Genomic DNA, 18,488 nt, shown 5'->3' on the forward strand with positions numbered 1-18,488 from the left:
CGCCGGCCTGTGCACCGCCGCGACCTGCTGCGTTTCAGCCTTGGCGCCAGCGCCTTTCTGGCGGGCGCCAGCCTGGTTGGCTGCAGCGCACAAACAGCGGCGACGGGCTATCAGGTACTGCGCGACGACGACCTGCCGCTGCTGCGGGCGCTGATCCCGGTGGTACTCGCCGGTACGCAGGCCTCCGAGCACTTGGTGCTGCACAGCCTCGACCACAAGCTGGCGGCGCTGTCGCCGGAAATGCTCAAGCTCACCCGGCAATTGTTCGACGTGCTCAGCCTGCCACTCACCCGTGGCCCCCTGACCGGTGTATGGGGCGCCTGGGCACAGGCCAGCCCTGCGCAAGTCACGGCCTTCCTGCAGCGTTGGCAGGACAGTTCGCTGAACCTGCTGCGCATGGGCCACGCCTCGTTGCTGCAGTTGATGCAGATGGCCTGGTACGAATGCCCCGAGTCCTGGGCCGCCTGCGGCTACCCCGGGCCACCAAAAATCTGAAAACAACAAGAGCATCGCCAATGCCTGTCCCCGACCCGTTTCGCCAAGGCCTCGAACGCGGCTGGATCACCCATGACGCTTCGCGTCTGGCGCAGGAACTTGCCCTGGAGGCCGACGTTGCCGTGATCGGCAGCGGTGCCGGCGGTGCCACCAGCGCGCAGATGCTCAGCGCCGCAGGCTTCAAGGTGCTGCTGATCGAAGAAGGCCCGCTCAAGACCAGCAACGATTTCCACCTGCTGGAGAGCGAAGCCTACGCCAGCCTGTATCAGGAGGGCTTGGGGCGCCTGAGCAAGGATGGCGCCATCACCATCCTGCAGGGCCGCGCCGTGGGCGGCACTACGCTGGTGAACTGGACCTCGAGCTTTCGCACCCCTCCCCAGACCCTGGTGCACTGGGCTTCAGCCCACGGCGTGACTGGGCTGGGTGAAGATGAGCTGCGGCCTTGGTTCGAACGCATGGAGCAGGAACTGGGCATTACCCCTTGGGCCCTGCCGCCGAATGCCAACAACGACGTGCTACGCCGGGGCTGTGAGCAGCTGGGCTACCGCTGGGCGGTGATCCCGCGCAACGTGCGTGGCTGCTGGAACCTGGGCTACTGCGGCATGGGCTGCCCGGTGAATGCCAAACAATCGATGCTGGTGACGCGCATTCCCGCCACCCTCGAACAAGGCGGCGAACTGCTGTACCTGGCCCGGGCCGAGCGCTTCACGCACAACGGCGAGCGCATCCAGGGCCTGACCTGCCAGGCCCTGGATGCCCAAGGCGTACATCCCACCGGCAGGCAGGTCAGCGTACGCGCACGCCATTACCTCTTGGCTGGCGGCGGCATCAACAGCCCGGCCCTGCTGTTGCGCTCCGCCGCGCCCGACCCGCATGGCCGGCTGGGCAAACGCACGTTCCTGCACCTGGTGAACTTCAGCGCAGCGCGTTTCACAGACCGTATCGACCCCTACTACGGCGCCCCGCAGTCCATCTACAGCGACCACTTCCAGTGGCAAGGCGGCACAGATGGCCCGGTCGGCTACAAACTGGAAGTGCCACCGCTGCACCCTGCGCTGGCCAGCACCCTGCTGGGTGGGCACGGCCACGAAAATGCCCGGCGCATGGCCGAGCTGCCGCACACCCATGTGATGCTCGCGCTGCTGCGCGACGGTTTCCACCCCGAGAGCCAGGGTGGCGCCGTGGAGCTGCGTGGCGACGGTTCACCGGTGCTCGATTACCCGGTCACCGACTACCTGCGCGACGGCTTGCGTCGCGCCTACCACAGCATGGCGCAGATCCAGTTCGCGGCCGGGGCCATGCAGGTGACCCCCGTGCACAGCGACGCCAGCGCTGCTTCCAGCCTGGAACAGGCGCTGGGCATGATCGACGCCTTGCGCCTGGAGCCCTTCAGGGCGCGCCTGGGCAGCGCTCATGTGATGGGTGGCTGTGCGTTGGGCGAAGACCCGCGTCAGGCCGTGTGCGACAGCCTGGGCCGCCATCACCAGCTGGAAAACCTGTCGGTGCACGACGGCTCGCTGTTCCCCACCAGCATCGGCGCCAACCCGCAACTGTCGGTGTATGCCATCAGCGCCAGGCTCACCGAAGCCCTGATTGGCCGCCTGGCACACAGCGCATGACAACGAATATGGCGCCTGTTTATAGTGCCATCAGCTGGCCGCATGACTTGGCCGGGCGCAATCGCTGCGCTACCATCCGACTCCCCAACGCACTCCAGCCAGGATGACGCGATGAACCGAGTGTTGTACCCGGGTACTTTCGACCCCATTACCAAAGGCCATGGAGACCTGGTCGAGCGCGCCTCGCGCTTGTTCGACCACGTGATCATCGCGGTGGCGGCCAGCCCGAAGAAAAACCCCCTGTTCCCCCTGGAACAGCGGGTGGCGCTAGCCCGTGAGGTCACCAAGCACCTGCCCAATGTCGAAGTCATCGGCTTCTCCTCCCTGTTGGCGCATTTCGCCAAGGAACAGGGCGCCAACGTCTTCCTGCGTGGCCTGCGTGCGGTGTCCGACTTCGAGTACGAGTTCCAGCTGGCGAACATGAACCGGCAACTGGCCCCCGATGTCGAGAGCCTGTTCCTGACGCCTTCGGAACGTTATTCGTTCATTTCCTCGACTTTGGTCCGGGAAATCGCCGCTCTGGGCGGTGATATCAGCAAATTCGTCCACCCGGTGGTGGCCGAAGCGCTGACTGAACGCTTCAAGAAGTAAGCCCGATCGCCTGATTATCGCGCCCGCGTGCACTGCGGGCGCGAATGCGGCACAATTGTGCCCACTGCGTTGAACATGCCCGGGCCATGAGCCCCGGCCGGAGTCCCCATGTCCCTGATCATCACCGACGATTGCATCAACTGCGACGTCTGCGAACCCGAGTGCCCGAACGAGGCCATCTCCCAAGGCGAAGAGATCTACGTGATCGACCCTAACCTGTGCACCCAGTGCGTGGGCCATTACGACGAGCCGCAGTGCCAACAGGTCTGCCCGGTCGACTGCATCCCGCTGGATGAGGCGCACCCGGAGTCCGAAGAACAGCTGATGGCCAAGTACCGCCGCATTACCGGCAAGGACTGATCGGCGCCTGGCAAGGGCTTCGCCCTTGTTCGCGGGTAAACCCGCTCCCACAGGTAACTCACTGGCCTACAGGCCTGCACCGTACCTGTGGGAGCGGGTTTACCCGCGAATTGGGCCGCAAAGCGGCCCCCAGCCTTACCGCTGGCAGCGCGGGCAATACACGCTCGCCCTTTGTCCCAGCTTCACCTCGCGTAACTCCGTGCCGCACACCTTGCACGGCTGCCCGCCACGCCCGTAGACGAACAATTCCTGCTGGAAGTACCCCGGCTGCCCATCGCCACCGATGAAGTCGCGCAGGGTGGTACCACCGCGCTCAATCGCCGCCGCCAGCACCCGCTTGATCTCGATTGCCAGCTTCAGGTAGCGCGCCCGTGAAATCCCGCCCGCCTCGCGCCGTGGGTCGATGCCTGCGGCAAACAGCGCTTCGGTGGCGTAGATGTTGCCCACCCCCACCACCACCGCGTTGTCCATGATGAACGGCTTGACCGCCATCGACCGCCCGCGGGACAGCTGGAACAGGCGCTCACCGTCAAACAGGTCCGTCAGCGGCTCAGGCCCTAGGCGCAGCAGCAGCTCGTGGTTCAGCGGGTCCAGGCTCCACAGCATGGCACCAAAGCGGCGCGGGTCGGTGTAGCGCAGCATCAGCCCCGACTCCAGCTCGATGTCGACATGTTCATGCCTGGCCGCCGGCAAACCCAGCTCGACCAGCCGCAAGTTGCCCGACATGCCCAGGTGGCTGATCAGCGTACCGACCTCGGCATTGATCAACAGGTACTTGGCGCGCCGCTCGACACTGACAATGCGCTGGCCCGACAGGCGCACATCCAGGTCTTCCGGGATCGGCCAGCGCAAGCGCCGGTCGCGCACCACCACGCGGCTGACGCGCTGGCCTTCCAGATGGGGCGCAATACCGCGCCGGGTGGTTTCTACTTCTGGCAATTCCGGCATGTGTCAGTGCCCGCTCAGCTCGCGAATGTTCTGCTTGAGGTTTTCGAAATCGTATTCCGACAAGCCAATGTAATCGAGCACCAGCGGGCCGACCACGTTCCATTCGTGGTCCACCGCCTGGTTGCCCAGCACCCGGTAGGACGCGCAGATGTGCTCGGCCATCTTCAGCACCGCCAGCAGGTTTTTCAGCTGGCTCTGGGTATTGCGCGCGCTCTCGTCCCGGAACACGGCCAGGGCGTTGTGGTGGTTGGCGATGGCTGCCGTGAGGTGCTCGGGCAGGCGCCAGGACTTGGCGGTGAAATAGCCGACCACCGAATGGTTGGTGTTGAACACGCGGTTTTCGGTGTCGACCACGCGCGTTTCTTCGTCGGCCTGGGCATAGGCCTGCACCAGCACATCCATGTAGTCCGGGAAGCGCTTGAGCATCAGCGGCACCCCACAGTCATGGAACAGGCCCAGGGTGTAAGCCTCGTCTGCGGCCTGGACACCGGTGCGTTTGGCCAGGGTCAGGCAGGTCATCGCCACATCCTGGGCGGTATCCCAGAAGCGGTTGAGGGTAACGATGGTCTCGTCGCTCATCTCGCCCTTGATCGACTGGGCGTTGATCAGGTTGATGATCGAACGGCTGCCCAGCAAATTTACCGCGCGCTGGATCGAGCCGATCTTGTTGGACAGGCCGAAGTGCGGGGAGTTGACCAGCTTGAGCAAGGCGCCCGAGAGGCCCGGGTCCTGGGAAATCAGCTTGGCGATGGTTTCCAGGTCCGGGTCAGGCATGTACTGCTCGAACTGCAGGTCGACCATGATCTGCGGTTGCGGCGGAATGGTGATGCCTTGCAAGGCTTGCTGGATCTGTTCGGCGCTGAGTTCTTGGGACATACGTGCACACTCGTTTAGGACCGGCGATTTTAACCCTCTAAGCGCTCGCCGTGACAGGTGCAGCGCCTGGGAAATCGAGCGCCGCCCACGCGGCGCATCGCCGGCAAGCCAGCTCCTACATCTGTTTCGGGCCAGTTTTTCCTGAGGTATAGGCGCGCGGCCCCTTGGCGTTCATCTGGATATCTCGTCGAACAAACAAGGCGGTCGCGCGCAATAGCACTGGCGATATTGGCCCGAAACAAATGTAGGAGCTGGCTTGCCGGCGATGCGCCGCGCGGGCGGCGCTCGATCTCCCAGGCGCTGCACCACTAAAGGCGAAAGCACCGCAGACACGCTATACTCCCGCTCTTTTTTCCCGGAGCGACGTCATGTCCCTGCCCAGCCTTCGCCTCAAAGCCAATGCCGACCGCCGCCTGCGCGCCGGCCACCTGTGGGTCTACAGCAACGAAGTCGACGTCACCGCGACCCCGCTGCAAGGCTTCCAGGCCGGCCAGCAGGCCGTTCTCGAGGCGGCCAACGGCAAGCCGCTGGGCATCGTCGCACTCAGCCCCAACAACCTGATCTGCGCCCGCCTGCTGTCGCGCGACATCAAGCTGCCGCTGGACAAGTCGCTGCTGGTACACCGCCTGAACGTCGCCCTGTCGCTGCGCGAGCGCCTGTTCGACAAGCCGTGCTATCGCCTGGTCTACGGCGATTCCGACCTGCTGCCGGGCCTGGTGGTCGACCGCTTCTTCGACATCCTCGTGGTGCAATTGGCCTCGGCCACCATGGAAGCGCACAAGGACGACGTGATCGCTGCCCTGGTGCAGGTGCTCAAGCCTGGCGGCATCCTGTTCAAGAACGACTCCGCCGCGCGTGACGCCGAAGGCCTGCAGCGCTATGTCGAGACCGTCTACGGCGAAGTGCCGGACTGGGTGGCGCTGGAAGAGAACGGCGTCAAGTTCGAAGCCCCGGTGCGTGAAGGCCAGAAGACCGGCTGGTTCTACGACCACCGCATGAACCGCGCGCGCCTGGCGCCGTACGTGAAGGGCAAGCGTGTACTCGACCTGTTCAGCTACATCGGTGGCTGGGGCGTGCAGGCCGGCGCGTTCGGCGCCAGCGAAGTATTCTGCGTCGATGCCTCGGGCTTTGCCCTGGATGGCGTGGAGCGTAACGCTGCCCTGAACGGCATCAGCGAGAAGCTGACCTGCATCGAAGGCGACGTGTTCGAAGCCCTGCGCGAGCTCAAGGCTGCAGAAGAACGCTTCGACGTGATCATTGCCGACCCACCCGCCTTCATCAAGCGCAAGAAAGACCTGAAAAACGGCGAAGCGGCCTACCGCCGCCTGAACGAACAGGCCATGCGCATGCTGAACAAGGACGGCATCCTGGTCAGCGCCTCGTGCTCGATGCACCTGCCCGAGAACGATCTGAACAACATCCTGCTGACCAGCGCCCGCCACCTGGACCGCAACCTGCAGCTGCTCGAGCGCGGCGGCCAGGGCCCGGACCACCCGGTACACCCGGCCATCGCCGAGACCCGCTACATCAAGAGCATCACCTGCCGCTTGCTGCCAAACAGCTGAAATCTGCTGCAAAGGGCCGCCTGGCGGCCCTTTCCTGCTGCAATCTCCCCGCCAACCATCCACATCTGCATTCCCTCACCGCGCCAGCGGTGTAGAATCGGCCTATTCATCGCCAGTCATCCCCGGCGGGTTTATGAGCTCTGGCCAAGCACGCGGCGATCCCGTGGTGTCTTCGGCCCCATCCGTGCCAGTGGCAACAGGCCTGCGGCACAAAGGAAAAGAGAAGCTCACTCCCCTTTATGTGACCTGATTAAGCCGCCAGGAGTGTTTCATGCCTGATTATCGTTCCAAGACTTCCACCCATGGCCGCAACATGGCCGGCGCCCGTGCCCTGTGGCGCGCAACCGGGATGAAGGACGAAGATTTCAAGAAACCGATCATCGCCATCGCCAACTCGTTCACCCAGTTCGTCCCGGGCCATGTGCACCTGAAGGACCTGGGCCAGCTGGTTGCCCGCGAGATCGAGCGCGCCGGTGGCGTGGCCAAGGAATTCAACACCATCGCGGTCGATGACGGCATCGCCATGGGCCACGACGGCATGCTGTACTCGCTGCCAAGCCGCGAAATCATCGCCGACGCCGTGGAATACATGGTCAACGCCCACTGCGCCGACGCCATCGTGTGCATCTCCAACTGCGACAAGATCACCCCCGGCATGCTGATGGCCGCCCTGCGCCTGAACATCCCGGTGATCTTCGTTTCCGGCGGCCCGATGGAAGCCGGCAAGACCAAGCTGGCCAGCCACGGCCTGGACCTGGTCGACGCCATGGTCATCGCCGCCGATTCCACGGCTTCCGACGAAAAAGTCGCCGAATACGAGCGCAGCGCCTGCCCGACCTGCGGTTCGTGCTCCGGCATGTTCACCGCCAACTCGATGAACTGCCTGACCGAGGCCCTGGGCCTGGCCCTGCCGGGCAACGGCTCGACCCTGGCCACCCACGCCGACCGCGAGCAGCTGTTCCTCACCGCCGGCCGCACCATCGTCGAGCTGTGCAAGCGCTACTACGGCGACAACGATCAGTCGGTACTGCCGCGCAACATTGCCAACTTCAAGGCGTTCGAAAACGCCATGATGCTCGACATCGCCATGGGCGGCTCGACCAACACCATCCTGCACCTGCTGGCCGCAGCCCAGGAAGGCGAAGTCGCGTTCGACCTGCGTGACATCGACCGCCTGTCGCGCAAAGTGCCGCAGCTGTGCAAAGTGGCGCCGAACATCCAGAAGTACCACATGGAAGACGTGCACCGCGCCGGCGGCATCTTCAGCATCCTCGGTTCGCTGGCCCGTGGCGGCCTGCTGCACACCGACCTGCCGACCGTGCACAGCGCCAGCATGGAAGAAGCCATCGCCAAATGGGACATCACCCAGACCGATGACGAAGCCGTACACACCTTCTTCAAAGCCGGCCCTGCCGGTATCCCGACCCAGACTGCGTTCAGCCAGTCGACCCGTTGGGAAACCCTCGACGACGACCGCGAAAACGGCTGCATCCGCAGCTTCGAGCACGCCTACTCGCAAGAGGGCGGCCTGGCCGTGCTGTACGGCAACATCGCCCTCGACGGTTGCGTGGTGAAAACCGCCGGTGTTGACGAATCGATCCACGTGTTCGAAGGCAATGCCAAGATCTTCGAGAGCCAGGACAGCGCCGTGCGCGGCATCCTCGCCGACGAAGTGAAGGCCGGCGACATCGTGATCATCCGCTACGAAGGCCCGAAAGGCGGCCCGGGCATGCAGGAAATGCTGTACCCGACCTCGTACCTGAAGTCCAAAGGCCTGGGCAAGGCTTGCGCCCTGCTCACCGACGGCCGCTTCTCGGGCGGTACCTCGGGCCTGTCGATCGGCCACGCCTCGCCGGAAGCGGCTGCCGGCGGCGCCATCGGCCTGGTGCGCGACGGCGACAAGGTATTGATCGACATCCCTAACCGTTCGATCAACCTGCTGGTCAGCGACGAAGAGCTGGCCGAGCGCCGCATCGAGCAGGACAAGAAGGGCTGGAAACCCGCTGAAGTACGCCCACGCAAAGTGACCACCGCGCTGAAGGCCTACGCCCTGCTGGCGACCAGTGCCGACAAGGGTGCGGTGCGCAACAAGGCGATGCTGGAAGGCTTGTAGGAAGCCTCTGAAAAAGACCCACCGGCGCCCTGTGCGCCGGTTTTTTTTGTCAGTCGCGCACATACTTCTGGCCACTATGAAAACCAGAGGCAGTGGCTGTTATGCACTGGGCAGGCTCGCTCTACATGCTGACCTTGGGGTGTTTTTTTTTGCTCACGCCTCTGGCCCAAGGCCAGGAGCGTAAAAGCACTGGAACCGTTTCCTTCAGTGGTTCGATCACCACCCCCGGCTGCCGCTCGGCCTGGAATGCCGAGCATGAGCGCGTACAGACCAGAGAATGCCCTGATGCCCTGGATTCCAAAGTCAGCACGCCCCACGTAGAGGCCGTGGACGTCTTCTCTAGAGCGTCGCTCAGTGTGGTGCACGAATATACTGCGGCAGGTTCGGAATTCGCGCTCCTCGATAGCGAGGGTAACCCTGTTTCAACAGGCAGCTACAGGGTTACTTTGCACATACCTTAGGTCGAATATTCCATAAAGGAATAACTAAATACCATTTAGGTATAAATGCATGCAATTTCACGCTGTTAGCATTTCTGTTCGAAATCGCACACAGAGGCGATGACTCATTTTCTGATTTTCGGAGCTTCAATGAACCTGCCGCTGTCACTTAACCTGCTGGCGTTCCTGGCCCTGTTGCTGGGCCTGGCACAAACCCGCCGCACCGACTGGAGCCTGGCCAAGAAGGTACTGCTGGGCCTGGTGCTGGGCGTAGTCTTCGGCTTGGCCCTGCACACGATCTACGGCGCCGGCCACCCGGTGCTCAAGGCCACCATCGCTTGGCTCGACCTGGTCGGCAACGGCTATGTCGGCCTGCTGCAGATGATTGTCATGCCGCTGATCTTCGCCTCGATCCTCAGTGCCGTGGCGCGCCTGCACAATGCCTCGTCGCTGGGCCGCATCAGCGTGCTGAGCATCGGCACCCTGCTGCTGACCACCGCCATTGCCGCGCTGATCGGCATCGTGCTGACCAACCTGTTCGGCCTGAGTGCAGAAGGCCTGGTGGCCGGTGTGCAGGAAAGCGCCCGCATGCAGGTTATCCACAGCGACTACGCCGGCAAGGTCGCCGACCTCAACATCCCGCAGCTGCTGCTGTCGTTCATCCCCAGCAACCCGGTGGGTGACCTGGCGCGGGCCAAGCCGACGTCGATCATCAGCGTGGTGATCTTCGCCGTGTTCGTCGGCCTGGCCGCGCTGCAGCTGATCAAGGACGATGCCGAGAAAGGCGAGCGCGCCCTGTCGGCCATCGACACCCTGCAAGCCTGGGTGATGCGCCTGGTGCGGGTAGTAATGAAACTGACCCCGTATGGCGTGCTTGCGTTGATGACCAAGGTGGTTGCCAGCTCGAACATGGAAGACATCCTCAAGCTGGGCAGCTTCGTAGTGGTGTCGTACCTGGGCCTGGGGCTGATGTTCGTGGTGCATGCCCTCATCCTGGCGGCGACCGGTGTGAGCCCGCTGCGCTTCTTCCGCAAGGTGTGGCCGGTGCTGACCTTCGCCTTCACCAGCCGCTCCAGCGCCGCCAGCATTCCGCTGAACATCGAAGCGCAAACCCGCCGCCTGGGTGTGCCGCAGTCGATTGCCAGCTTCAGCGCATCGTTCGGCACCACCATTGGCCAGAACGGCTGCGCCGGCCTCTATCCCGCCATGCTGGCGGTGATGGTGGCGCCAGCGGTGGGCATCGACACCTTCGACCCGCTGTGGATCGCTACCCTGGTGGCCATCGTCACGCTGAGTTCCGCTGGGGTTGCCGGCGTGGGTGGCGGTGCCACCTTTGCCGCGCTGATCGTGCTGCCGGCCATGGGCTTGCCGGTGGAGCTGGTGGCGTTGCTGATTTCCGTAGAGCCGCTGATCGACATGGGGCGTACCGCGTTGAACGTGAACGGTTCGATGACGGCGGGCGTGGTGACCAGCCAGTTGTTGAAAGAGACCGACAAGGATGTGCTGGCCGGCGATGAACATGCCGAATTGAGCCACTCCTGACAGATCGCCGGGGGCGCTTCGCGCCCCCCGACAATCTCAAACCTTGTCCCAAACCTCGAAGTGATAAGCAGGCTTACCTTCCTCAACCTGTGCCTCACTCGACTCCAGCGTCCAATGCGCCTCATCAAACGCAGGGAACCAGGCATCCCCTTCCGGCGCCATTTCCACCCGCGTCAGGTACATGCGGCTGACCAGCCCCTTCTCCAGCGCCTGCCCATACAGCTGCGCGCCGCCAATCAGCATCAGCTCTTCAACGCCCTGCTCGTGCGCCCACTGCTCGGCCCGCAGCAGCGCCTCTTCAAGCGACGCAAACACCTCGGCACCCGCCAGCTCAAGGCCCGGCTGGCGGCTGACGACGATATTCAACCGCCCAGGCAGCGGCCGCCCTAGCGAGTCCCAGGTCTTGCGCCCCATGATGATCGGCTTGCCCAGGGTGGTGGCCTTGAAGTACTTGAAGTCCCCCGGCAAATGCCAGGGCATGGAATTGTCGATGCCGATCACGCGGTTCTCGGCGTACGCCGCGATCAGGCTGAGGGGGAGTGATGTATTCATGCCAGCGAGGATAGCACCGGGCGTGTGGGTTATGCTTCTGCCCTGACCTGTGCAATGGAAGACCATGTGACTGAACCGACTCCACTGGACAAGCGCTGGCTCACCGAAGCGGTACGCCTGCGCGAGGAACACGCCGGCCCCCTGGAAGACCAGGAAGCCAACCGTCGCGCCCGCCAATTGGGCGGCGACCTGGCGGCCCGCATCGAAACCCGTGCACTGTTCCTGGCCGAACGCGATGGCATGAGCACCGCCCTGCGCCACTGGAAGCAAGGCGCGCGCCTGGCGCTGCTGGCCTTGCTGCTGATGGCCGTGCTCAGCGGCGCGGGCTTGGCCCTGGCCGCCCTGGGCGACGGGCAGCGGCCGGTGAACGTGTTCTGGGCCCTGGGCAGCCTGCTCGGGCTGAACCTGCTGATGCTGCTGGGCTGGGCCATCGGTTTTGCCGTAAGCGGCGAGCATGGCGCAGGGCTGGGCCGCTTGTGGCTATGGCTGAGTGAACGCTTTGCCCGCGATGCCAAGGCCGCACACCTGGCACCTGCGCTGCTGGTGCTGCTGCAACGCCAACGCCTGAACCGCTGGCTGCTCGGCCTGCTGGTGCATGGCCTGTGGCTGCTGGCCATGCTCACCGCCCTGGGCATGCTGCTGGCCTTGCTGGCGACCCGGCGCTATGGCTTTGTCTGGGAAACCACGCTGCTCGCCGCCGACCCGTTCATCCACCTGACCCAAGCCCTGGGCGCCCTGCCTTCGCTGCTGGGCTTTGCCGTGCCTGACGAAGCCATGATCCGCGCCAGCGGCGACACCTTGCCGGCCCTGGAGCAAGCCCGGCAGGCCTGGGCCAGCTGGTTGCTGGGGGTGGTGCTGGTGTATGGCCTGTTACCACGCCTGGTACTGGCCGCATTGTGCCTGTGGCGCTGGTGCCAGGGCCGCGAGCGCCTGGCACTGGACTTGAGCCTGCCCGGCTACGCGCAACTGCGTGATGCACTGATGCCGCGCAGCGAACGCATCGGCGTGCAGGATGCCGCACCCGAGGCCCTGCCACAGTTTGCCGCCGGCCAGCTGGAAAGCGGCAGCAGCGGTGCCCTGCTGGTGGGCCTGGAACTGGACGACCAGCGCCCCTGGCCGCCCGCCTTGCCGAAAAGCGTGATCAATGCTGGCGTGCTCGACAGCCGCGAGTCGCGCAACCGGCTGCTCGAACAACTCAGCCGCTTCCCCCCGGCACGCCTGGCCATCGCCTGCGACCCCCGGCGCTCGCCCGACCGCGGCAGCCTGGCGTTGCTCGCCGAACTGGCGCGCAATGCCGGCGCAACCCGTATCTGGCTGCTGCAGGCTGCACCGGGCCAGGCCGTCGATGCCCAGCGCCTCGGCGATTGGCACGAAGCCCTTGACCGCCTTGGCCTGCAGCATGCCGACACCTCACCGCTGACCTGGCTGGAGCATGGCCATGACTGAGCCACTGAAACTGGCCGTGGTCGGCCATACCAACGTCGGCAAGACCTCGCTGCTGCGCACGCTGACCCGCGACGTTGGCTTTGGCGAAGTGTCCCACCGCCCCAGCACCACCCGCCATGTAGAAGGTGCGCGCTTGTCGGTGGACGGCGAACCCTTGCTGGAGCTGTACGACACCCCAGGCCTGGAGGACGCCATCGCGTTGCTCGACTACCTCGAACGCCTGGAACGCCCGGGCGAGCGCCTGGATGGCCCGGCCCGCCTGGAGCGCTTTCTGCAGGGCAGCGAAGCGCGCCAGCGTTTCGAGCAGGAGGCCAAGGTGCTGCGCCAGTTGCTGGCCAGCAATGCCGGCCTGTACGTGATCGACGCGCGCGAGCCGGTGCTGGCCAAGTATCGCGATGAACTGGAAGTGCTGGCCAGCTGCGGCAAGCCGTTGCTGCCGGTGCTCAACTTCGTCGCCAGCCACCAGCACCGCGAGCCGCAATGGCGTGAAGCCCTTGCCCGGCTTGGGCTTCACGCGTTGGTGCGGTTCGACAGCGTGGCCCCGCCCGAGGATGGCGAGCGCCGGTTGTACGAAAGCCTGGCCCTGCTGCTGGAGGACGCCCGCCCGGCCCTGCAGCGGCTGATCGACGACCAGCAGGCACAGCGCCTGGCCCGCCAGCACAGTGGCAAGCGGCTGATTGCCGAGTTGCTGCTGGACTGCGCCGCCTGCCGGCGTAGCGTCGAGGCCGAGCCAGCGGCCGAAGCCAAGGCCATAGAGGCGCTGCGCCGGGACATACGCCAACGTGAACAGCGTTGCGTCGAAGCCTTGCTCAAGCTGTATGCCTTCCGCCGCGAGGATGCCCATGCCAGCGACCTGCCGTTGCTGGATGGCCGCTGGGGCGATGACCTGTTCAATCCTGAAACCCTGAAGCTGCTGGGCGTGCGCCTGGGCAGCGGCGTGGCGGCCGGCGCTGCAGCCGGGGCCGGGGTCGATCTGCTGGTCGGCGGGCTTACCCTCGGCGCGGCAGCGCTGGCCGGGGCGATTGCCGGCGGTGCGCTGCAGACGGCGCGTAACTACGGCTCACGGTTGATGGGCAAGCTCAAGGGCAAACGCGAGCTGACCGTGGACGACACGGTATTGCGCCTGCTGGCGTTGCGTCAGCAGCAGTTGATGGTGGCGCTGGATAACCGCGGGCATGCGGCGCAAGACAGCATCAGGCTGGGTGAGCTGGATGAGAAGGCCTGGCGCGAGGGCAAGTTGCCAGAGGCACTGGTGAAGGCGCGGGCGCATCCGCAATGGTCGACGCTCAACCCAGGGGCAAAGCTGAATCAGGCTGAGCGGCAGGAACAGCTGGAGGCACTGGTTTCACAATTTTGAGTCAGCAGGCCTGGCCTCTTCGCAGCACAAGGCTGCTCCTACAGGCGGACGCGATACCCATTACACCCCCCTGATACTCCAGGGTCCGCCGGCTCGCCTCGCTCAGGCGCTGGTAATACCCCGCCTGGCGCAACGTCAGGTAACGCTTGGCCTCCACGTGATACTCCACCAGTTGCGCCATGCGCTCGCCAAAGCCGCAACGGCGCAGATACTCGGCGCCGATGCGTTCATGGCTGACCACGCCGTAGCCGCCCATGCTGGCCTCACCGCCACACAGGTGGCCGATGTCGTGGAAGAACGCCGCCAGCACCACCTCATCGTCGAAGCCTTCGGCCATGGCCAGTTGCGCGGCCTGTGACATGTGTTCGAGCTGGGTGATGGCTTCGCCGATGTAGTCGTCGCTGCCATGGCGCGCGTACAGGGCGAAGGTGCTGTCGACGATCTGTGCTGGGGTGGGCATCGGTAGCTGATCCTGGCTTGATGATGAGTTGGCTTCTTCGCAGCACAAGGCTGCTCCTACAGGTATCGCGCGCCCTGTAGGAGCAGCCTTGCGCTGCGAAGCGGCCGGTACAGGTTACTGCTGGGCAACCTTCTCCGACTTGCCGTCGTAGCGCTTGCGCCACTCGGCCAGAATCTGGTCACGGTTCTTCGATGCCCAGGCAAAGTCGTTCTTGATCAGGCGCTGTTCATAGTCCGCCGGCAGCTCGGTCTGTGGCTTGGCAATGCCCGGCGCGGCCAGCACGGCGAAGTTTTCCTTGTACAGCTCCATCGCCGCCGGGCTGGCCGAGAAATCAGCCAGGCGCTTGGCTGCATCCGCCTTGGGCGAGCCTTTGATCACAGCAGTCGCCTCGATCTCCCAGCCCAGGCCTTCCTTCGGCAACACGATGTCCAGCGGCGCGCCCTGGCGCTTCAATTGCACAGCCGGGTATTCGAACGAGATACCGATCGGGAACTCGCCCGCAGCCGCCAGCTTGCATGGCTTGGAGCCGGAGTGAACGTACTGGCCGATGTTCTGGTGCAGCGCGTCCATGTAGGCCCAGCCTTGCGGCTCGCCAAAGGTCTGCAGCCAGGCGCTCACGTCAAGGAAGCCGGTACCCGACGAGGCCGGGTTCGGCATGACGATCTTGCCTTTGTACTCCGGCTTGGTCAGGTCCTGCCAGCTCACCGGCTTGCTCAGGCCCTGCTTCTCGGCCTCGATGGTATTGAAGCAGATGGTCGCGGCCCACACGTCCATACCCACCCAGGCTGGTGGGTTGGCAGCGTCGCGGTAGTTGCCGGAAATCTTGCCCAAGTCCTTGGGTGCATAGGCTTCGAGCATGCCATTCTGGTCAAGAATGGCCAGGCTGGACGCCGCCAGGCCCCACACCGCGTCGGCTTGCGGGCGGTCTTTTTCGGCCAGCAGCTTGGCGGTGATGATGCCGGTGGAATCGCGTACCCACTTGATCTCGATGTCCGGGTTGGCCTTCTCGAAGGCCTGCTTGTAGCTCTTGAGCTGCTCGGCTTCCAGCGCGGTGTAGACCGTCAGCTGGGTACCCGCGGCCGAAGCCTGCAGGCTGAATACGGCAGAAACGGCAGCGGCAAGTGCAAGGTGCTTGTACATGGGTAGGTTCCTTACAGGTCAGACGGTCGCGGCGCGTTGGCGCCAGGCTTGGGAGCGGCGCAGCAGGCCGCGTGAGGCTGCGGCCAGCAGCAGTGAAGCGCCGGCACTGGTCAGCAGGATCAAGGTGGACATGGCAGCAGCACCGCCAACGTTGCCGGCATCGTCCATGTTCAGCACGGCAACGGCCGCCAGGATGGTGTCGGGGCTGTACAGGAAGATCGCCGCCGACACAGTAGTCATGGCCGAAACGAACAGGTAGCGGATGATGTCCAGCAGCGCCGGCAGGCAGATCGGCACGGTCACCCGCAGGAAGTGCTTGTACAGCGGCGCCTTCAACGACAGCGCAGCGGCCTCGAACTCGCCATCAAGCTGGCGCAGCGCGGTGGTTGCGGTCATCTGCGCGGTGGTCAGGTAATGGGCGATGGTGCACACCACCAACAGCCCCATGCTGCCGTACAGCACATGCAGCGGGTTGCCGTTCAGGTTGAAGAAGAAGACGTAGCCCAGGCCCAGCACCAGGCCCGGCACGGCCATGGGGATGAAGCTGAGCAGGCGCAGCGCCTGGTTGAGCAGGCGTTGGCCCTGGGTTTTCTCCATCAGGTAGGCACCGGTGAAAATCACGATGCTGCCGATCAGCGCGGTGCCGATGGCCATGGTCACGCTGTTGCGGTAGGCCAGCCAGCCGCCACCGGCGGTGTCTTCGAACATGTAGTGACGCAGCGACAACGACAGGTTGTATGGCCAGAAAGTGACCAGCGACGAATACACCGCCATGCCAATCACCAGCAGCAATGCCGCGCACACCAGCAGCACGAGGGCCAGGAAGCAGGCATCGCGGCCACGCGATGGCTTGGGTTCGAACACCTGGGCGCGGCCGCTCATGGCCTCGCCCTGGCGCCGGCGCAGCCAGGCGTCGACGCTGAAGCTGAACAGGGCCGGCAACAGCAGCACCATGCCGATCAGTGCACCACGGCCGAACTGTTGCTGGCCGACCACCGCCTTGTAGGCCTCCAGCGCCAGCACCTGATAGTCGCCACCGACCACCACCGGCACACCGAAGTCGGTGATGGTCAGGGTGAACACCAGGCAGAACGCCGCAAACACCGCCTGGCGCGTGGCCGGCCAGGTGATGCTGGTGAACGCCCGACCTGGGCCAGCGCCCATGCTGGAGGCAGCATCGAACAGCCGAGCATCGGCCAGCGACAGCGCCGATAGCAGGATCATCAGCGCATGCGGGAAGGTGTAGATGGCCTCCCCCAGCACGATGCCCCAGAAGCCGTAGATGTTGTCGCTGAGCAACCCGCGTAACAGCCCCTGGTTACCGAACAGGTAGACCAGGGCGATGGCCGGCAGCATCGAAGGCGCCAGCAGCGGCAGCAGCGAAATCCCCCGCCACAGGCCCTTGGCCGGGATCAACGTACGTTGCAGGGCATAGGCAAACAGGTAGGCCAACGGCACCACGATGGCCGCGACGGTGAAAGCCACCGACAGGCTGTTGCCCAGCAACCAGTGGAAGTTGTCGCTGGCGAACAGCTCCTGGGCTGCCAGCAAGCCGCCACCCTGGCCCGCGTCTGCGCTGAAGCCACGCCAGAAGATCGCCAGCAGCGGCATCAGCACGGCCAGCACCAACAGGATCAGCAGCAGGCTCTTGCCGCCGACGACGAACAACCGATCGCCCACCGCAACGCCAGCACGCGGCGCGGCTTTGGCCTGGCTCAGCGGCAGGGACATTGGCGCGGCCATCTTAGGCAAACACCTGCAGGCTCTGCGGTGGCAATGCCACCCAGATGTCCTGCGAACCCAGGCGCGGCATGGCCTCGGGGGCCACCTCGGCCAGCAGGGCATGGCCTGGCAGGGCCTTGAGTTCAAAACTCATGCGGCAGCGGTTACCGAGAAAGGTGATTTCGCGGACCATGGCCGGGAACAGGTTTTCTTCGTGTACCACCGGGTTGACCGTGATCGCCTCCGGGCGACAGAACAGCCGGCCGCTGCTGGCCTGGGCCGACCCCGGCGCCAGGCGCATGTTCATGTCGCCAACCTGGGCATGGCTGTCGCCGCTTCGCTGGAATGGCAGCCAGTTACCCTGGCCGACGAACTCGGCAACGAACGGCGTGGCCGGTTGGTCGTAGATTTCCTGCGGGGTGGCGTACTGCTCGACCTGGCCGTTGTTCATCACCGCAATACGGTCGGCCATCAGCATGGCTTCGTCCTGGTTGTGGGTCACCATCAGGGTGGTGATGCCCAGCTGGCGTTGCAGCTGGCGCAGCTCGGTGCACAGGTGCTCGCGGACCCGGGCGTCCAGCGCCGACATCGGCTCGTCGAGCAGTAGCAGGGATGGCGACGGCGCCAGCGCACGGGCCAGGGCCACACGTTGCTGCTGGCCACCGGAGAGCTGGCCTGGGTATTTCTTCTCGCTGCCAGAGAGGCCTACCAGTTCGAGCATTTCAGCCACCCGCTGGCGGGCCTGCTCGCGGCCACTGCCGGTCAGGCCGTAGGCGATGTTGGCTTCGACGGTAAGGTTGGGGAACAGCGCGTAGGACTGGAACAGGATGCCGTAGTCACGGGCCTGGGGCGGCAGCTCGGAGATATCGCGCTCGCCGATATACAGCGTGCCGCGGTCCTGGCGCTCCAGGCCGGCGATGCAGCGCAGCAGCGTGGTCTTGCCACAGCCGGACGGGCCGAGCAGGCACACCAGTTCGCCGGCGGCGATGTCCAGCGAGACATCGTTGAGCGCCGTAAAGGCACCGAAGCGCTTGTGGATGTTGCGCACTTTCATCTGCGCGCCGGGGGTGGTGTGGTTCATGGCAGGGCCTCATCGAAGAGATGGGACCATGCTAGGAAGGCTGTGCGAAGGTTCTGTGGCTTTAAGGCAAAAGCCGGTGATAGTGGTATAGGCAGATTTTGTATTGGCTGTGACGGCCCTATCGCCGGCAACCTGTCCTGGCGCCGTTCCTTCAGGCAATACAGGTACTCATGCATCACCG

At 64.7% G+C, this 18,488-nt stretch carries 16 protein-coding genes and 1 pseudogene; 9 read left to right on the plus strand and 8 right to left on the minus strand.

Annotated features, from left to right (window positions below; genetic code table 11):
* Positions 1 to 9: 9 nt before the first annotated feature.
* From ACN6NG_RS28310 to ACN6NG_RS28325, 4 genes are all read left to right on the plus strand, one after another.
* Positions 10 to 495, plus strand: coding sequence for a twin-arginine translocation pathway signal protein (locus ACN6NG_RS28310; RefSeq protein ID WP_474317340.1), 486 nt, complete (start codon positions 10 to 12; stop codon positions 493 to 495).
* A gap of 20 nt (positions 496 to 515) precedes the next feature.
* On the plus strand, positions 516 to 2,114 hold the full coding sequence (locus ACN6NG_RS28315) for a GMC family oxidoreductase (protein ID WP_474317343.1): 1,599 nt from the start codon (positions 516 to 518) through the stop codon (positions 2,112 to 2,114).
* Between the two features lie 111 nt (positions 2,115 to 2,225).
* Positions 2,226 to 2,705 (plus strand): pantetheine-phosphate adenylyltransferase, encoded by a 480-nt coding sequence (gene coaD, locus ACN6NG_RS28320; RefSeq protein ID WP_016489662.1) that lies wholly within the window; start codon positions 2,226 to 2,228, stop codon positions 2,703 to 2,705.
* A gap of 108 nt (positions 2,706 to 2,813) precedes the next feature.
* Complete coding sequence (locus ACN6NG_RS28325; protein ID WP_016502084.1) at positions 2,814 to 3,065, plus strand: YfhL family 4Fe-4S dicluster ferredoxin; 252 nt, start codon at positions 2,814 to 2,816, stop codon at positions 3,063 to 3,065.
* A gap of 135 nt (positions 3,066 to 3,200) precedes the next feature.
* Here the strand turns inward: ACN6NG_RS28325 and mutM are convergent, their stop codons facing one another.
* On the minus strand, positions 3,201 to 4,013 hold the full coding sequence (gene mutM / locus ACN6NG_RS28330) for a bifunctional DNA-formamidopyrimidine glycosylase/DNA-(apurinic or apyrimidinic site) lyase (RefSeq protein WP_049276511.1): 813 nt from the start codon (positions 4,011 to 4,013) through the stop codon (positions 3,201 to 3,203).
* A 3-nt stretch (positions 4,014 to 4,016) separates the two neighbouring features.
* On the minus strand, positions 4,017 to 4,835 hold the full coding sequence (locus ACN6NG_RS28335; RefSeq protein WP_169725196.1) for an HDOD domain-containing protein: 819 nt from the start codon (positions 4,833 to 4,835) through the stop codon (positions 4,017 to 4,019).
* Positions 4,836 to 5,257: 422 nt separating this feature from the next.
* Here ACN6NG_RS28335 and ACN6NG_RS28340 point away from each other — a divergent pair, with 422 nt between their 5' ends.
* The 3 genes from ACN6NG_RS28340 (at position 5,258) to ACN6NG_RS28350 (ending at position 10,549) form a co-directional block, all read left to right on the plus strand.
* A complete protein-coding gene (locus ACN6NG_RS28340) occupies positions 5,258 to 6,454 on the plus strand; it encodes a class I SAM-dependent rRNA methyltransferase (RefSeq protein WP_474317347.1) in 1,197 nt (398 codons plus the stop codon).
* A gap of 271 nt (positions 6,455 to 6,725) precedes the next feature.
* Positions 6,726 to 8,567, plus strand: coding sequence for a dihydroxy-acid dehydratase (gene ilvD, locus ACN6NG_RS28345; RefSeq protein WP_016502088.1), 1,842 nt, complete (start codon positions 6,726 to 6,728; stop codon positions 8,565 to 8,567).
* A 590-nt stretch (positions 8,568 to 9,157) separates the two neighbouring features.
* On the plus strand, positions 9,158 to 10,549 hold the full coding sequence (locus ACN6NG_RS28350) for an L-cystine transporter (RefSeq protein ID WP_059394485.1): 1,392 nt from the start codon (positions 9,158 to 9,160) through the stop codon (positions 10,547 to 10,549).
* Positions 10,550 to 10,585: 36 nt separating this feature from the next.
* Here the strand turns inward: ACN6NG_RS28350 and ACN6NG_RS28355 are convergent, their stop codons facing one another.
* Entirely contained in the window at positions 10,586 to 11,101 is a 516-nt protein-coding gene (locus ACN6NG_RS28355) for a dihydrofolate reductase (protein ID WP_353456611.1), read from the minus strand.
* Positions 11,102 to 11,155: 54 nt separating this feature from the next.
* Between ACN6NG_RS28355 and ACN6NG_RS28360 the strand changes: the two genes are divergently transcribed.
* Complete coding sequence (locus ACN6NG_RS28360; RefSeq protein ID WP_353456632.1) at positions 11,156 to 12,547, plus strand: DUF2868 domain-containing protein; 1,392 nt, start codon at positions 11,156 to 11,158, stop codon at positions 12,545 to 12,547.
* Positions 12,540 to 13,904 carry a GTPase/DUF3482 domain-containing protein gene (locus ACN6NG_RS28365; protein WP_353456610.1) on the plus strand — a complete coding sequence of 455 codons (1,365 nt, stop codon included), beginning with the start codon at positions 12,540 to 12,542 and terminating at the stop codon, positions 13,902 to 13,904. Before ACN6NG_RS28360 ends, ACN6NG_RS28365 begins: the two co-directional genes overlap by 8 nt.
* 1 nt (position 13,905) lies before the next feature.
* Here the strand turns inward: ACN6NG_RS28365 and ACN6NG_RS28370 are convergent, their stop codons facing one another.
* From ACN6NG_RS28370 to ACN6NG_RS28390, 5 genes and pseudogenes are all read right to left on the minus strand, one after another.
* Positions 13,906 to 14,364 (minus strand): HD domain-containing protein, encoded by a 459-nt coding sequence (locus ACN6NG_RS28370; RefSeq protein ID WP_353456609.1) that lies wholly within the window; start codon positions 14,362 to 14,364, stop codon positions 13,906 to 13,908.
* A 114-nt stretch (positions 14,365 to 14,478) separates the two neighbouring features.
* On the minus strand, positions 14,479 to 15,504 hold the full coding sequence (locus ACN6NG_RS28375; RefSeq protein ID WP_043198828.1) for a putative 2-aminoethylphosphonate ABC transporter substrate-binding protein: 1,026 nt from the start codon (positions 15,502 to 15,504) through the stop codon (positions 14,479 to 14,481).
* Positions 15,505 to 15,522: 18 nt separating this feature from the next.
* Positions 15,523 to 17,247, minus strand: coding sequence for a putative 2-aminoethylphosphonate ABC transporter permease subunit (locus tag ACN6NG_RS28380; protein WP_353456608.1), 1,725 nt, complete (start codon positions 17,245 to 17,247; stop codon positions 15,523 to 15,525).
* Position 17,248: 1 nt separating this feature from the next.
* Positions 17,249 to 18,307: a putative 2-aminoethylphosphonate ABC transporter ATP-binding protein gene (locus ACN6NG_RS28385; RefSeq protein WP_353456607.1), complete on the minus strand. Its 1,059-nt coding sequence runs from the start codon at positions 18,305 to 18,307 to the stop codon at positions 17,249 to 17,251.
* Positions 18,304 to 18,488: pseudogene (locus ACN6NG_RS28390) on the minus strand (LysR family transcriptional regulator); the annotation flags it as partial. The pseudogene ACN6NG_RS28390 and the gene ACN6NG_RS28385, both read right to left, overlap by 4 nt.

The sequence above is a fragment of the Pseudomonas sp. TSO6 genome, from assembly GCF_056098905.1.

Coding starts and splice junctions, on each gene's coding strand:
- ACN6NG_RS28315 (WP_474317343.1), top strand. CDS start 516: ATGCCTGTCCCCGACCCGTTTCGCCAAGGCCTCGAACGCGGCTGGATC.
- coaD (WP_016489662.1), top strand. CDS start 2,226: ATGAACCGAGTGTTGTACCCGGGTACTTTCGACCCCATTACCAAAGGC.
- ACN6NG_RS28325 (WP_016502084.1), top strand. CDS start 2,814: ATGTCCCTGATCATCACCGACGATTGCATCAACTGCGACGTCTGCGAA.
- mutM (WP_049276511.1), bottom strand. CDS start 4,013: ATGCCGGAATTGCCAGAAGTAGAAACCACCCGGCGCGGTATTGCGCCC.
- ACN6NG_RS28340 (WP_474317347.1), top strand. CDS start 5,258: ATGTCCCTGCCCAGCCTTCGCCTCAAAGCCAATGCCGACCGCCGCCTG.
- ilvD (WP_016502088.1), top strand. CDS start 6,726: ATGCCTGATTATCGTTCCAAGACTTCCACCCATGGCCGCAACATGGCC.
- ACN6NG_RS28350 (WP_059394485.1), top strand. CDS start 9,158: ATGAACCTGCCGCTGTCACTTAACCTGCTGGCGTTCCTGGCCCTGTTG.
- ACN6NG_RS28355 (WP_353456611.1), bottom strand. CDS start 11,101: ATGAATACATCACTCCCCCTCAGCCTGATCGCGGCGTACGCCGAGAAC.
- ACN6NG_RS28360 (WP_353456632.1), top strand. CDS start 11,156: ATGGAAGACCATGTGACTGAACCGACTCCACTGGACAAGCGCTGGCTC.
- ACN6NG_RS28365 (WP_353456610.1), top strand. CDS start 12,540: ATGACTGAGCCACTGAAACTGGCCGTGGTCGGCCATACCAACGTCGGC.
- ACN6NG_RS28370 (WP_353456609.1), bottom strand. CDS start 14,364: ATGCCCACCCCAGCACAGATCGTCGACAGCACCTTCGCCCTGTACGCG.
- ACN6NG_RS28375 (WP_043198828.1), bottom strand. CDS start 15,504: ATGTACAAGCACCTTGCACTTGCCGCTGCCGTTTCTGCCGTATTCAGC.
- ACN6NG_RS28380 (WP_353456608.1), bottom strand. CDS start 17,247: ATGGCCGCGCCAATGTCCCTGCCGCTGAGCCAGGCCAAAGCCGCGCCG.
- ACN6NG_RS28385 (WP_353456607.1), bottom strand. CDS start 18,307: ATGAACCACACCACCCCCGGCGCGCAGATGAAAGTGCGCAACATCCAC.